At 60.3% G+C, this 13,355-nt stretch carries 14 protein-coding genes; 8 read left to right on the forward strand and 6 right to left on the reverse strand.

The window, feature by feature from the left end; genetic code table 11:
- Positions 1-146 precede the first annotated feature (146 nt).
- Positions 147-2,066: a methyl-accepting chemotaxis protein gene (locus BFP92_RS18075; RefSeq protein ID WP_065930524.1), complete on the reverse strand. Its 1,920-nt coding sequence runs from the start codon at positions 2,064-2,066 to the stop codon at positions 147-149.
- Between the two features lie 264 nt (positions 2,067-2,330).
- On the opposite strand from BFP92_RS18075, the gene BFP92_RS18080 reads away from it, so the two are divergent.
- Entirely contained in the window at positions 2,331-2,948 is a 618-nt protein-coding gene (locus BFP92_RS18080) for a BamJ family beta-barrel-assembly machinery protein (protein ID WP_065930525.1), read from the forward strand.
- A gap of 145 nt (positions 2,949-3,093) precedes the next feature.
- Here BFP92_RS18080 and BFP92_RS18085 read toward each other — a convergent pair whose 3' ends face one another.
- The 3 genes from BFP92_RS18085 to BFP92_RS18095 form a co-directional block, all read right to left on the reverse strand.
- Entirely contained in the window at positions 3,094-3,351 is a 258-nt protein-coding gene (locus BFP92_RS18085; RefSeq protein ID WP_056858344.1) for a PA4570 family protein, read from the reverse strand.
- Between the two features lie 159 nt (positions 3,352-3,510).
- Positions 3,511-3,852 (reverse strand): zinc ribbon domain-containing protein YjdM, encoded by a 342-nt coding sequence (locus BFP92_RS18090; RefSeq protein WP_003230858.1) that lies wholly within the window; start codon positions 3,850-3,852, stop codon positions 3,511-3,513.
- Between the two features lie 205 nt (positions 3,853-4,057).
- Complete coding sequence (locus BFP92_RS18095) at positions 4,058-5,026, reverse strand: polyprenyl synthetase family protein (protein ID WP_056858342.1); 969 nt, start codon at positions 5,024-5,026, stop codon at positions 4,058-4,060.
- A 399-nt stretch (positions 5,027-5,425) separates the two neighbouring features.
- On the opposite strand from BFP92_RS18095, the gene rplU reads away from it, so the two are divergent.
- The 7 genes from rplU to BFP92_RS18130 all read left to right on the forward strand — a co-directional run bounded on the left by rplU (position 5,426) and on the right by BFP92_RS18130 (position 11,014).
- A complete protein-coding gene (rplU, locus tag BFP92_RS18100) occupies positions 5,426-5,740 on the forward strand; it encodes a 50S ribosomal protein L21 (protein WP_007950961.1) in 315 nt (104 codons plus the stop codon).
- A 34-nt stretch (positions 5,741-5,774) separates the two neighbouring features.
- Positions 5,775-6,032, forward strand: coding sequence for a 50S ribosomal protein L27 (gene rpmA, locus BFP92_RS18105; RefSeq protein ID WP_003176049.1), 258 nt, complete (start codon positions 5,775-5,777; stop codon positions 6,030-6,032).
- Between the two features lie 193 nt (positions 6,033-6,225).
- Entirely contained in the window at positions 6,226-7,449 is a 1,224-nt protein-coding gene (gene cgtA, locus BFP92_RS18110; RefSeq protein ID WP_016976186.1) for an Obg family GTPase CgtA, read from the forward strand.
- Positions 7,450-7,560: 111 nt separating this feature from the next.
- Positions 7,561-8,679 carry a glutamate 5-kinase gene (gene proB / locus BFP92_RS18115; RefSeq protein ID WP_026013771.1) on the forward strand — a complete coding sequence of 373 codons (1,119 nt, stop codon included), beginning with the start codon at positions 7,561-7,563 and terminating at the stop codon, positions 8,677-8,679.
- Between the two features lie 16 nt (positions 8,680-8,695).
- The gene (locus BFP92_RS18120) at positions 8,696-9,160 is read left to right on the forward strand and encodes a CreA family protein (protein ID WP_017137940.1); all 465 of its coding nucleotides are present in this window, start codon (positions 8,696-8,698) and stop codon (positions 9,158-9,160) included.
- Positions 9,161-9,261: 101 nt separating this feature from the next.
- The gene (locus BFP92_RS18125; protein ID WP_065930526.1) at positions 9,262-9,744 is read left to right on the forward strand and encodes a glutathione peroxidase; all 483 of its coding nucleotides are present in this window, start codon (positions 9,262-9,264) and stop codon (positions 9,742-9,744) included.
- A 166-nt stretch (positions 9,745-9,910) separates the two neighbouring features.
- Positions 9,911-11,014 carry an NADH:flavin oxidoreductase gene (locus BFP92_RS18130; RefSeq protein ID WP_065930527.1) on the forward strand — a complete coding sequence of 368 codons (1,104 nt, stop codon included), beginning with the start codon at positions 9,911-9,913 and terminating at the stop codon, positions 11,012-11,014.
- 105 nt (positions 11,015-11,119) lie between these two features.
- Here BFP92_RS18130 and BFP92_RS18135 read toward each other — a convergent pair whose 3' ends face one another.
- Together BFP92_RS18135 and cysZ are read right to left on the reverse strand one after the other, a co-directional pair.
- A complete protein-coding gene (locus BFP92_RS18135) occupies positions 11,120-12,298 on the reverse strand; it encodes a glycosyltransferase family 4 protein (protein WP_065930528.1) in 1,179 nt (392 codons plus the stop codon).
- A gap of 54 nt (positions 12,299-12,352) precedes the next feature.
- On the reverse strand, positions 12,353-13,117 hold the full coding sequence (cysZ, locus tag BFP92_RS18140; protein WP_065930529.1) for a sulfate transporter CysZ: 765 nt from the start codon (positions 13,115-13,117) through the stop codon (positions 12,353-12,355).
- Positions 13,118-13,355 lie beyond the last annotated feature (238 nt).

The following is a 13,355-nucleotide window of genomic DNA, read 5'->3' on the forward strand; positions in this document are numbered from 1 at the left end:
GTACGTGGAACCTCGTAGTGAATGCCCTGCGTGTTTATCACGTCTGGGTATTCCTGCGGGACAGCTTCGATGACCTTTAAGGTCTGAGAAGTGGAGCCGCCTCGGCTTGAACCGAGGCGGCTTTTTGGTTTTTTCGCTTTAGTTTTTTACACCCGGAAATGACTGACCATCTGCTGCAACTGGCTGCCCAAACGCGCCAGTTCCACGCTCGATTTAGCCGTCTCATCGCTCGCAGTAGCGGTCTGCTCCGACACATCGCGCACGTTCACAATGCTGCGGCTGATCTCTTCAGCCACAGCGCTCTGCTGCTCGGCGGCCGCTGCAATCTGCTGGTTCATCGACTGGATGTTCGACACGGTACGGGTGATGTTCTCCAGCGATACACCGGCCTTGCGCGTCAGCTCGACACTGCTGTCGGTAAGGCTGCGGCTGTTATTCATCACCGTTGCCACTTGCTGGGTGCCGTTCTGCAAACCGGCGACCAGGCCTTCGATTTCCTCGGTGGATTTTTGTGTGCGCTGGGCCAGGCCACGCACTTCGTCAGCCACCACGGCAAAGCCACGACCGGCTTCACCGGCACGCGCCGCTTCAATTGCCGCGTTGAGCGCCAACAGGTTGGTCTGCTCGGCCACGGCCTTGATCACGTCCATCACGCTGCCGATCTTGTTGCTCTCTTGCTGCAGGTGCGTCATGGCGTCGGTAGAGCGCGCCACTTCGGCGGCCAGGCGTTCGATCTGGGCGATGGCCTCGGCCACCACTTTGTCGCCGGCGCGGGCTTGACCATCGGCGTCGGCGGCGGCCAGCGAGGCTTGCTCGGCGTTGCGCGCGACTTCCTGCACGGTGGCAGTCATTTCATGCATCGCGGTGGCGACTTGATCGGTCTCGATCTTCTGGCTGTTCACGCCGGCACTGGTCTGCTCGGTCACGGCCGAGAGTTCTTCGGCGGCGCTGGCGATCTGGGTTACGCCGTCGCGAATACCGCTGATCAGCTCGCGCAGGGTGGTGCCCATGCGCTGGATACCTTGCTGCAATACGCCGAGTTCATCGCGGCGGGTCACCTGGATATTGTGGCTCAGGTCACCGGAAGCGATACGCTCCACCACGGCCAGGGTGTCCTGGATCGGGCGAGTGATCTGGCGGGTGATGACCAGGGCCGCGATGATGCCCACCAGCAACGCCAGCAAGGTGCTGATCAATTGCAGGCTGCGGGCCTGGGTGCTTTCGGCGTCACGGCGATCGAGCTGAATGTCGTACAGCTTGTCGCTGATGGTGACGATATCGGCGCCCTGGGTGGTCATTTCGGCGCGGGCGCTGACGATGTTGGCGTTGGCGGCCTTGTAGCTCTGTACGGCGCTGCGATAGGCGCCAAGTGCGGTTTCCAGCGACGTCAGTGCGCTTTGTTGGCTTGAACCAAATAAGCTGCTGAGGCCTTTCAAGCCACTGATGGCTTTCTCGATTTGAGCCGCAGCGCGGGCTTCGGTTTCTGCGCTGGGGGAGTTGGTGTAGCCACGCACTTCATAGCGCGCCAGGTGGAATTCTTCCTTGGCGTGCGTCACAGCCTGGTACTGGGCGAAGCGCTCCGGGCTGTCGGGCGCTTGCTGCACGCCGGTCTCCAGTGCGTCGATCTGCCCGTTGGCGATGTCGGCCTTGTCGCCCATCACTTGGCGCGCGGCATTGCCGTTACGGTAGGCCTCACGCATTTTGTTCAGCGACTGCTGGTAAGCCGTGATGACGGCTTTCTGCTCGGTGAGCAATTTGCGATTTTCCGGGCTCTTGAAGCTGTCCAGCAGTTTCTGTTGCTGGGCGGCGAAGGCGTCAAGGCTGGTCTGGACGTTCTGTGCCACGGCTTCGTCGCCATTGGCCAGCATGTATTGCAGGCGCACGATGCGCAGCTTGGTCAGGGACGCGTTGAGCTGGGTGATGTCGCTCATCCAGTTACTGCGGTCGATCAAGCCGCCCAGGCTGGTCCAGCCGGTCAGGGCCAGGATCGAGGTGAGGACCAGCACCAGGCCAAAGCCCAGGCCGAGTTTGAGGTTGACGCTGATGTTGCCGAACCAGCTATTCATCGAATGCTCCGCAAGAATGATGTGTGTCTGCTGGACGGTGTTGTTGTTTGAGCCAGCCAAAGTTTGTAGCGCTGTATCGGCGGCGGGGGGTGATTCTGAAATACATTTCTTACGGGTGCGACGAAGGGTCGCTATTGCAAGGTTGGATCCTCTGAAGGCGGCAGCCGGGGGGCTGATCAGAGGCGGCTCTTGTGTGCTAGTCTGCGGGCCCTTTTAGTTCTGGATGGCACGGGAAACCGTGCTGCCCTACAGCGGAGCCTCTTCATGTCCGAAGTTAATCTGTCCACCGACGAAACCCGCGTCAGCTACGGTATCGGCCGTCAGTTGGGCGACCAACTGCGCGACAACCCGCCACCGGGCGTGAGCATCGACGCCATCCTGGCTGGCCTGACCGACGCCTTCGCCGGCAAGCCAAGCCGTGTTGATCAAGAGCAAATGGCGGCCAGCTTCAAAGTGATCCGTGAAATCATGCAAGCCGAAGCGGCAGCCAAGGCCGAAGCGGCTGCTGGCGCCGGCCTGGAGTTCCTGGCTGAAAACGCCAAGCGTGAAGGCATCACCACCCTGGCTTCCGGCCTGCAATTTGAAGTGCTGACCGCCGGTAGCGGCGCCAAGCCGACTCGTGAAGACCAGGTGCGTACTCACTACCATGGCACCCTGATCGACGGCACTGTGTTCGACAGCTCCTACGAGCGCGGCCAGCCTGCAGAATTCCCGGTGGGCGGCGTGATCGCTGGCTGGACCGAAGCCCTGCAACTGATGAATGCCGGCAGCAAATGGCGCCTGTACGTGCCGAGCGAACTGGCTTACGGCGCCCAAGGCGTTGGCAGCATTCCGCCGCACAGCGTTCTGGTGTTCGACGTTGAGCTGCTCGACGTTCTGTAAGGCCTGTTGATTGCGCCTGGCTCTGTGTGGGAGCTGGCTTGCCTGCGATAGCATCACCTCGGTAGCGGGTTTGACCGAGTCGCCTGTATCGCGGGCAAGCCCGGCTCCCACATGAAGCCGGTGCATTCAGGTTTTGCGCGGTGGTTCATGGGTGGAACTTGCCATTGAGCTCCGTCGCCGGGCGCAACGCTCTGGCATAGCAGAACAGAAACAGATTACGCACCACCTCCTTCAGCACCCCAGGTTCACTCGAACTCAAGCCGTTGACGTCCAGGTCGCCCTGGTCCTGCAGTTCGCTCAAGGCTTCTTCTTCCAGCACCGCACAAACTTCGCCGGTTTCCCGATGCAGGATCCGCAGGTAAGGGTGTGGGCGATCCAGCCAGGCATCTATCAAATAAGTCATGGTGGTTCTCCTTGATGGGTTTCAATGAGAATAATTCTTATTCGTAGAATAGCAAGTGCCTATTGGCGGTTTCCTGGTTTTTCTGTGTGGATATTGAGACAGGTCAGCGCGGAGGGCAAAACGCCATCCCGCGGCGGGCGCGGGATGGATGCAGCAGGTTCAGACTTTGCGCACGAACTCGGACTTGAGTTTCATCGGGCCGATACCGTCGATCTTGCAATCGATATCGTGATCGCCGTCGCACAGGCGGATGTTCTTGACCTTGGTGCCGACCTTGACCACCAGTGACGTGCCCTTGACCTTGAGGTCCTTGATCACGGTAATGGTGTCGCCGTCTTGCAGGACATTGCCCACAGAGTCTTTCTTCACGGTTTCGTCGCCCGCCACTTCGGCCTCGCCATTGGCGGACCACTCGTGGGCGCATTCCGGGCAGATCAGCTGGGCGCCGTCTTCGTAGGTGTACTCGGAATTGCATTTTGGGCAGGGTGGCAACGTGCTCACTAAAGCTCCTTGAGAGTCAGGGTGGCTAAAAGTCGCACATTATATAGGGTTTTGTGCTGAGAGCGGGGAGTGAGTTGGGAATGGTGAACCAAATGTGGGAGCGGGCTTGCTCGCGAATGCGGTGTGTCAGTCACTTCATAGCTGACTGATCTACCGCATTCGCGAGCAAGCCCGCTCCCACATAAGCCAGCTCTGCAAAGAGTCTTTAGTGCGTACGGGCGACCGCAAACTCACTCAGCTCAACCAAGGCGTCCCGGTATTCGCTGGCTGGCAGGGCGTCCAGGCACTGGATGGCACGGGCCACATAGTCGCGCGCCAACTGTGCGGTGTATTCCAGCGAACCCGAGGCTTCTACCGCTGCACGGATAGCTTCGAGGTCTTCAATTCCGCCTTTCTGGATCGCCTTGCGCACCAGGGCGGCCTGTTCCGGCGTACCTTCGCGCATGGTGTAGATCAGCGGCAAGGTCGGCTTGCCCTCGGCCAGGTCGTCACCGACGTTCTTGCCCAGGGTTTCGGCGTCGCCCTTATAGTCGAGCAGATCGTCGACCAGTTGGAATGCCACGCCCAGATGATCACCGAAGGTGCGCAGGGCTTCGGCCTGTTCGGCCGTTGCGCCACAGAGGGCGGCGGCGCTGTGGGTGGATGCTTCGAAGAGCATCGCGGTTTTACCGCGAATCACTTCCATGTAGGTTTCTTCGGTGGTGCTGGCGTCGCGGACCTTGGACAGCTGCAACACTTCGCCTTCGGCGATGATGCGCGTGGCTTGTGAAAGAATCTTCATCACCGGCATCGAGCCCAGCTCGACCATCATTTCGAACGAGCGCGAGTACAGGAAGTCGCCTACCAGTACGCTGGGGGCATTGCCCCACATCGCATTGGCCGTCTCGCGGCCACGGCGCATGCCGGACATGTCGACCACGTCGTCATGCAGCAGGGTGGCGGTGTGCAGGAATTCGATAGTGGCGGCCAGCAGGCGCAGGTCATCGCCTTCGCGGCCCAGTGCCTTGCCACACAGCAACACTAATAAAGGACGCAGGCGTTTACCGCCCGCCGACGTAATGTAGTCGCCAATTTTGGAGACCAGCGGCACTTTAGACGTCAGCTGCTGCTTGATGATGCCGTCGACGGCGCTAAAATCGTCCGCGACCGCGCGGTAGAAAGCTTGGGGTTGCATCAGCGACAGTCGCTCCAGAAGGGTTGCGCGGCATGCTAGGACCCTGACCCCGCAGTGTCAAGGCGCGCCCAGTCACCATGAAAGCTACTGCAGGCTTGGAGCCTTCGGCTCTACGCGCGCAATCCTGCGTCAAAAACAGGCTCGGAATGCTCATTTACAACCCGTAAACTCCGCTTCCTCGCCTGTTTTTTCGTTGTCTTCCCTTCGCTCGCTACGCTTTCAAGGCGACTGGCGGCCCCTTGCAAGGCATCTACAGCTTGCGTACAATCGCGCACCCTGAACTTCCTGGGCAGCACCTGCCTTACGCAATTGCATTCGGGACGTCCATCCCATGCAGCCATGCCAGCCAATACCTTTTCTTATAAAGCGCTGGGTGAGCAGGATTATCGGAGAAATACCATGTCGTACGCAGTAATTGTTACTGGTGGCAAGCAATACAAGGTCGCCCCAGGTGAATACCTGAAGATCGAAAAACTGGAAGTCGCTACTGGCGAATCCGTTACCTTTGATCGCGTTCTGTTGGTCGCTAATGGCGATGACGTGAACATCGGCGCTCCAGTTGTTGCTGGCGCTACCGTTGTGGCTGAAGTGATCTCCCAAGGTCGTCACGATAAAGTCCGCATCATCAAGTTCCGTCGTCGTAAGCACCACATGAAGCGTATGGGCCACCGCCAGTGGTACACCGAGATCAAAATCACCGGTATTCAGGCTTAATTTCAGCCTAATTCCTCACTAGGAGAATTGACTCATGGCACACAAAAAAGCTGGTGGTAGTACCCGTAACGGTCGCGACTCAGAAGCCAAACGCCTTGGCGTTAAGATGTATGGCGGCCAGAAAATCATTCCGGGCAACATCATCGTGCGTCAGCGCGGCACCCAATTCCACGCCGGTTACGGTGTTGGCATGGGTAAAGATCACACCCTCTTCGCTAAAATCGAAGGCGTGATCAAGTTTGAAGTAAAAGGCGCGTTCAACCGCCGTTACGTGAGCGTTGTCGCCGCTTAATTGCGCGATCGCTGGAAAAGCCCTGTCTCGCGACGGGGCTTTTTCGTTTGTGGAGTGAGTCTCTTGCAAAGCTGTTTGTGATGGGCTCAGGCGCTGGATGTGCGGTCGTTTTCTGAGGTCGCTGCGCTCATTTTTGCAAGAGTCTTATGTCTTGGTTTCTTAAGCTCGTCCATGCGACGAGAGGCGTTTTGTTATGAAGTTCGTTGATGAAGTTTCCATCCGAGTAAAAGCAGGCGACGGCGGTAACGGTTGCATGAGTTTCCGTCGCGAAAAATTCATCGAAAACGGTGGCCCAAACGGCGGTGACGGCGGCGACGGCGGTTCCATCTACATGATGGCCGACGAAAACCTCAACACCCTGGTCGACTACCGTTACACCCGGCACTTCGATGCCGAGCGTGGTTCCAACGGCGGCAGCACCGACTGCACCGGTAAAAAAGGCGAAGACCTGGTACTGCGCGTACCGGTCGGCACCACGATCATCGACTCTGCGACCCAGGAAGTGATTGGCGACCTGACCAAGGCCGGCCAGAAACTGATGGTTGTGCAGGGCGGCTGGCACGGTCTGGGTAACACCCGATTCAAGTCCAGTACCAACCGTGCGCCACGCCAGACCACGCCGGGCAAGCCCGGCGAGCAGCGTGACCTCAAGCTGGAGATGAAAGTACTGGCAGACGTGGGCCTGTTGGGCTTGCCGAACGCCGGTAAAAGTACCTTCATCCGCTCGGTCTCGGCCGCCAAGCCGAAAGTCGCCGACTACCCGTTCACCACCCTGGTGCCAAACCTGGGCGTGGTCAGCGTAGACCGCTGGAAAAGCTTCGTGATCGCCGACATTCCCGGCTTGATCGAAGGCGCTTCCGACGGTGCCGGCCTGGGGATTCGCTTCCTCAAGCACTTGTCGCGTACCCGTTTGCTGCTGCACCTCGTCGACATGGCGCCGCTGGATGACACCAGCGCACCGGATGCCGCCGAAGTGATCGTCAGCGAGCTGACCAAGTTCAGCCCGGCCCTGGCCGAGCGTGACCGCTGGCTGGTGCTGAACAAGTGCGACCAGATCCTCGAAGAAGAGCACGAAGAACGCGTCAAGGAAATCGTTGACCGTCTGGAGTGGGAAGGCCCGGTCTATGTGATCTCGGCCATCGCCAAAGAAGGCACCGAGCGCCTGACCCGCGACATCATGCGCTACCTCGAAGACCGCGCCGACCGCCTGGCGGCCGACCCGGTATTCAAGGCCGAACTGGCCGAACTCGACCAGCAGATCGAAGACGAAGCCCGCGCCCAGCTGCAGGCTCTGGACGACCAGCGTGCCCTGCGCCGCAGCGGCGTGAAGTCGGTCCATGACATCGGCGACGACGATTGGGACGAAGAAGACGTGGATGATGAAGACGGTCCGGAAATCATTTACGTGCGCGACTGATTCGTTGCAGTAAACTTGAACGCCGCTCCTTACAGAGCGGCGTTTTAGTATCCGGATATAACGTTATGGCCAGCGCTGGGTCGCGCGGCCCTCTATCTAAGGTTGAAGATGATGCGGAGCAAAGTGACAGGTGCGCAGCGCTGGGTCGTAAAGATCGGAAGTGCGCTGCTGACGGCGGATGGCAAAGGTCTGGATCGCGCAGCCATGAGCGTCTGGGTCGAGCAGATGGTGGCCTTGCATGAGGCCGGTGTCGAGTTGGTGCTGGTCTCGTCCGGGGCCGTTGCCGCCGGAATGAGCCGCCTCGGCTGGACCGCGCGACCCAGCGCGATGCACGAACTGCAAGCCGCCGCCGCCATCGGCCAAATGGGCCTGGTGCAAGCCTGGGAATCCAGCTTCGCCGAGCACGGCCGCCACACGGCGCAGATCCTGCTGACCCACGACGACCTGTCCGACCGCAAGCGTTACCTCAATGCTCGCAGCACCCTGCGCGCACTGGTTGAGCTCAAGGTCATCCCGGTGATCAACGAGAACGACACGGTGGTCACCGACGAAATCCGCTTCGGTGATAACGACACCCTGGCCGCGCTGGTCGCCAACCTGGTGGAAGCCGACCTGCTGGTGATCCTCACCGACCGCGACGGCATGTTTGACGCTGACCCGCGTAACAACCCCGACGCCCAGCTTATCTACGAAGCCCGCGCCGATGATCCGGCGCTCGACGCCGTGGCCGGCAGTGTCGGCGGTGCATTGGGCCGTGGCGGCATGCAGACCAAGCTGCGTGCGGCGCGCCTGGCCGCGCGTTCCGGCGCGCACACCATCATCGTCGGTGGGCGCCTGGAGCGTGTGCTGGACCGCCTCAAGGCCGGTGAGCGCATCGGTACGCTGCTGTCGCCGGAACGCGGCATGCTCGCGGCGCGCAAACAGTGGCTGGCCGGTCATCTGCAAACCCGTGGCACGCTGGTTCTGGACGACGGTGCTGTGTCAGCCTTGTCCCAGGGCAACAAGAGCCTGCTGCCGGTCGGCGTCAAGTTGGTGCAGGGCAGCTTCCGCCGTGGCGAGATGGTGGTGTGTGTGGCGCCCGATGGTCGCGAGATCGCCCGTGGCCTGGCCAACTACAGCGCACTGGAAGCCCAGAAGATTATTGGACAATCGTCCGACGCGATTGTCGGACTCTTGGGTTACATGGCCGAACCGGAACTGGTTCACCGCGATAACCTGATCCTGGTCTGAATAAAGGAAATACACGATGCGTGTCATGAAAGGATTGCTCGGCCTGCTGCTGGCCATGCCGTTGCTGGCCTCGGCCGAAGAAATCGGCCAGGTGTCGACGGTGTTCAAGTTTGTCGGCCCCAACGACCGCATAGTGGTCGAGGCGTTTGATGACCCCAAGGTCGACGGCGTGACCTGTTACCTGTCGCGTGCCAAGACCGGCGGCGTCAAAGGCGGCCTGGGCCTGGCCGAAGACCGCGCTGAAGCGTCGATAGCCTGCCGTCAGGTCGGCCCGATTCACTTCAAGGGCGAGCTCAAGGATGGCGACGAAGTGTTCAAGGAGCGCACTTCGCTGGTGTTCAAGACCATGCAGGTGGTGCGCTTCCTCGACAAGAAGCGCAATACCCTGGTGTACCTGGTCTACAGCGACCGTCTGATCGAAGGCAGCCCGCAGAATGCGGTCACCGCGATTCCGATTTTGCCCTGGCCGACCGCGCAGTAACCGGCGGGCGAGTTTTTCAATCGGCGTCTATGATTGCAGGCTTGTGGTCTGTAATCTCGTACAGCCGCAACGCGAAGAACATGGGATATCTGGAGTTCGTCATGAGTGCTTTCCACGACCTGAAACTCAAAGCTTTGGACGGACAAGAGCTGCCGCTGGCGCCCTTCAAGGGGCAAGTGGTGCTGGTGGTCAACGTGGCCTCCAAATGTGGTTTGACCCCGCAATATGCGGCATTGGAAAACCTTTATCAGCAGTACAAAGGCCAGGGGTTTACTGTGCTTGGCCTGCCGTGCAACCAGTTTGCAGGCCAGGAGCCGGGCACCGAAGAAGAAATTCAGGCGTTCTGCAGCCTGAACTACGGCGTGACCTTTCCGTTGGGCAGCAAGCTTGACGTCAACGGCCACGATCGCCATCAGCTGTATCGCCTGCTGGCGGGCGAGGGCGCTGAGTTTCCCGGGGATATCACCTGGAATTTCGAGAAGTTCCTGCTCGGCAAGGACGGTCGTGTACTGGCGCGATTCTCGCCGCGCACCGCACCGGATGATCCGACGATCGTACAGGCCATCGAAAAAGCCCTGAGCTGAACACCTTTGGTGCAGCTTGATCGTTCCCACGCTCTGCGTGGGAATGCCGCCCCGGACGCTCAGCGTCCCGCTTTTACCCCTTAATCACCCAGATCAATAGTGCTACCCAGTACATTGCGCGGCTCATATTATCCACATCATAAATCCCTCTTATGTGGAGTGCCCCATGCCCGTCCAAGCTCTGTTCAAACCCTTCCAGCTCGGTGCACTGCAACTGTCCACCCGTGTGGTCATGGCGCCCATGACCCGTTCGTTCTCACCGGGCGGCGTACCCAATTCCAAAGTCATCGAGTACTACCGTCGCCGCGCCGCCGCCGGTGTGGGCCTGATCATCACCGAAGGCACCGTGGTCGATCATCAGGCCTCCAATGGCTACCCGAACGTCCCGCATTTTTACGGTGAGGCCGCGCTGGCCGGCTGGAAGAAAGTGGTCGACGCCGTACACGCCGAAGGCGGCAAGATCGTCCCGCAGCTGTGGCACGTGGGCAGCGTGCGCCGTATCGGCACCGAGCCTGACGCCAGCGTGCCGGCCTACGGCCCGATGGAGAAACTCAAAGACGGCACTGTCGTCGTTCACGGCATGACCCATCAAGACATCAAGGACGTGATCAGCGCCTTCGCCCAAGCCGCCAAGGATGCCCAGCGCATCGGCATGGATGGCGTGGAGATCCACGGCGCCCACGGCTATCTGGTCGATCAGTTTTTCTGGGAAGGCAGCAACCAGCGCACTGACGAATACGGCGGCAGCCTGGCCAACCGTTCGCGGTTTGCCATCGAGTTGATCCAGGCCACCCGCGCCGCCGTCGGCCCGGACTTCCCGATCATCTTGCGCTTCTCTCAATGGAAGCAGCAGGACTACGCCGCGCGCCTGGTGCAAACCCCCGAGGCGCTGGGTGAGTTCCTTAAGCCGTTATCGGACGCCGGTGTGGATATTTTCCACTGCTCCACGCGTCGGTTCTGGGAGCCGGAATTCGAAGGCTCCGACCTCAACCTGGCCGGCTGGACCCGCCAGCTCACCGGCAAGCCGACCATCACCGTCGGCAGTGTGGGCCTGGATGGCGAGTTCCTGCAGTTCATGGTCAACACCGACATGGTCGCCCAACCGGCCAGCCTGGAAAAACTGCTGGAGCGTCTGAACAACGAGGAATTCGACCTGGTTGCCGTGGGCCGTGCCCTGCTGGTGGACCCGGATTGGGCCGTGAAAGTGCGCGAAGGCCGTGAGGGCGACATTCTGCCGTTCAGTCGTGAGGCGTTGACCAGCCTGGTGTAGCGTCTGCTTCGACGCCATCGCGGGCAACCGGCTCCCACAGGAAAATGCGTTCCAATGTGGGAGCCGGGCTTGCCCGCGATTGCGATCTAACGGTCAACACTGGCCTCAGATCAAACGCGACTCCCCTGCAATCACCGTCCGCTCGCCGCACACCCCGCGCAATTGACGCTCAAACTGCTCGATAATCGCCGGCCAACCCTGGCGGCTTGCATGTTGGCGAGCATTCAAGCGCATACGGCGCAAACTCTCCGCATCTTCCAGCAGCCAGTTGGCGGCGTCACAAAACGCATCCTCATCCCCCGGCATTGCGAGCACGCCGTTGTAGCCATGGCGAATATGCTGGGTCGCGGCGGCCTGGTCGTACGCCACCACACCCAGTCCCGAGGCCATGGCTTCCAGCACCACGTTGCCGAAGGTTTCGGTCAGGCTGGGGAACAGGAACACATCGCCGGACGCGTAGTGCCGCGCCAGTTCTTCACCGCGCAGGGTGCCGCAGAAAATCGCCTCGGGCAGTTCCTTTTCCAGCGTCGCCCGCTGCGGGCCGTCGCCGACGATGATCAGTTTCATCTGGCGCAGCGGGTAGGTGTCCTGCAAGGTTTCGAAGCAGCGCTTGAGCAGCCCCAGGTTTTTTTCCTGTGCCAGGCGGCCCACATGCAACACGGCGATCTGGTCGTTGTTGAGCGCCCAGCTTTCACGCAACGCGTTATCGCGTTTGGCGGGGTGGAACAACTGGCTGTCGACGCCGCGTGACAACATGCCCAGGCGCTCGAAGTGGCGACGCTCCAACTCCAGGCGCTGGCTGGCGCTGGGCACCAGGGTCAGGGTCGAGCGGTTGTGAAACCAGCGCAAGTAATGGGTGACCATGCGGCTGAGCAGGCTCAAGCCATATTGATTGGAGTATTGCTGGAAGTTGGTGTGAAATCCGCTGACCACGCTGATACCCAGGCGCCGCGCCGCACGTAGCGCCGACAGCCCCAGCGGCCCCTCAGTGGCGATGTACAGCACGTCCGGGCGCTGGCGCGTCCAGCGCCGCAGCAACTTGTGCATCGACGACTGGCCCCATTGCAGCCCCGGGTAACCCGGCAGTGGCCAGCCGCGACACAACAGTAATCCATCGTCGCTGGGTCGGCTCTGGTCGACACCCTGGCGTGGGCGTACCAATTCGACATGATGGCCACGCGCGCGCAAACCCTCACACAGGCGGCCAAGGGTATTGGCCACCCCATTGATTTCCGGCGGGAAGGTTTCGGTAATCAGGGTGATGTGGAGCGAGGCTGTCGTCATGACCCACAGTGTCACCGTGGGCCATGTCGTCATTGTGACGCTAGGATGATGGATTTATGACTTGGCTATCGCCTGCCGCGCCATCGCCTCGGCGCCTTGCTCACGTACCCAGAATAACGTGGCTCCCGCGACGGCAGCCGGCATCATCAGCAGGTTGACCACCGGCACCAGCAGCACCAGATAAACAATGCCGCCAAAGCTCATGCTCTGCCAGCGCTTCTGGCGCAGCCAGGCGAGCATTTCGTTCCAGCCCAGCTTGTGGTTATCCGCCGGGTAGTCGATGTACTGGATCGCCATCATCCACACGCCGAACAGCAGCCACAACGGCGCGGCGATCAGGTTGACCACCGGAATGAACGACAGGATAAACAGGCCGATGGCGCGTGGCAGGAAGTAACCCAGTTTGCGCATTTCCCGCGCCAGGGTGCGCGGGACCATGGCAATCAACTCGCCCCAGCTGAAGGCGGGGAAGTCATCGGTGCCGCGCACCACTACCTCGACTTTCTCCGAGAGAAAACCGTTAAACGGCGCGGCAATGATATTGGCCAGCATGGTGAAGGTGAAAAACACCATCAACACCACCAGTACCACAAACAAGGGCCACAGGATGTAACTGAGGAAACTCAGCCAACTGGGTAGCGTCGGCATCAAGGTGTCGACCCACAGGCTGAACTGATGGCCGGCGAAATAGATCAAACCGACGAACAGCACCAGGTTGATCGCCAACGGCAGCAGCACAAACAGGCGCAGGCCAGGGCTCAACACCAGTTTTAGGCCTTCACGCAGGTATTGCGGGCCAGAAAGAGCAGGGGCAGGCATGGAGAACTCCGAGCAGGAAGACGAACGCGCCGACCTTACCGGCTTTGCTTGTTCGGCGAAAGCGGCGACATCAGCGGTAACATCTAGGTAACCAGGGTGTCGATTAACCGCGTCGACTGCATAGAGACCACCTATGAGCTGGATTGTTATTCCGTATTTCCTTAATCTTGCCCCCCTCTATACGCTGCACCCATTATTTTCAGGGCCTGCGAGTTCAAGCCTTCCCCAAGTGCTTCGC

The organism is Pseudomonas sp. 58 R 3 (assembly GCF_900006605.1).
Taxonomy (GTDB): Bacteria; Pseudomonadota; Gammaproteobacteria; order Pseudomonadales; family Pseudomonadaceae; genus Aquipseudomonas; species Aquipseudomonas salomonii.

Coding starts and splice junctions, on each gene's coding strand:
- BFP92_RS18135 (WP_065930528.1), bottom strand. CDS start 12,298: ATGACGACAGCCTCGCTCCACATCACCCTGATTACCGAAACCTTCCCG.
- cysZ (WP_065930529.1), bottom strand. CDS start 13,117: ATGCCTGCCCCTGCTCTTTCTGGCCCGCAATACCTGCGTGAAGGCCTA.
- BFP92_RS18075 (WP_065930524.1), bottom strand. CDS start 2,066: ATGAATAGCTGGTTCGGCAACATCAGCGTCAACCTCAAACTCGGCCTG.
- rpmA (WP_003176049.1), top strand. CDS start 5,775: ATGGCACACAAAAAAGCTGGTGGTAGTACCCGTAACGGTCGCGACTCA.
- BFP92_RS18095 (WP_056858342.1), bottom strand. CDS start 5,026: ATGCAACCCCAAGCTTTCTACCGCGCGGTCGCGGACGATTTTAGCGCC.
- BFP92_RS18125 (WP_065930526.1), top strand. CDS start 9,262: ATGAGTGCTTTCCACGACCTGAAACTCAAAGCTTTGGACGGACAAGAG.
- BFP92_RS18080 (WP_065930525.1), top strand. CDS start 2,331: ATGTCCGAAGTTAATCTGTCCACCGACGAAACCCGCGTCAGCTACGGT.
- cgtA (WP_016976186.1), top strand. CDS start 6,226: ATGAAGTTCGTTGATGAAGTTTCCATCCGAGTAAAAGCAGGCGACGGC.
- proB (WP_026013771.1), top strand. CDS start 7,561: ATGCGGAGCAAAGTGACAGGTGCGCAGCGCTGGGTCGTAAAGATCGGA.
- BFP92_RS18120 (WP_017137940.1), top strand. CDS start 8,696: ATGCGTGTCATGAAAGGATTGCTCGGCCTGCTGCTGGCCATGCCGTTG.
- rplU (WP_007950961.1), top strand. CDS start 5,426: ATGTCGTACGCAGTAATTGTTACTGGTGGCAAGCAATACAAGGTCGCC.
- BFP92_RS18085 (WP_056858344.1), bottom strand. CDS start 3,351: ATGACTTATTTGATAGATGCCTGGCTGGATCGCCCACACCCTTACCTG.
- BFP92_RS18130 (WP_065930527.1), top strand. CDS start 9,911: ATGCCCGTCCAAGCTCTGTTCAAACCCTTCCAGCTCGGTGCACTGCAA.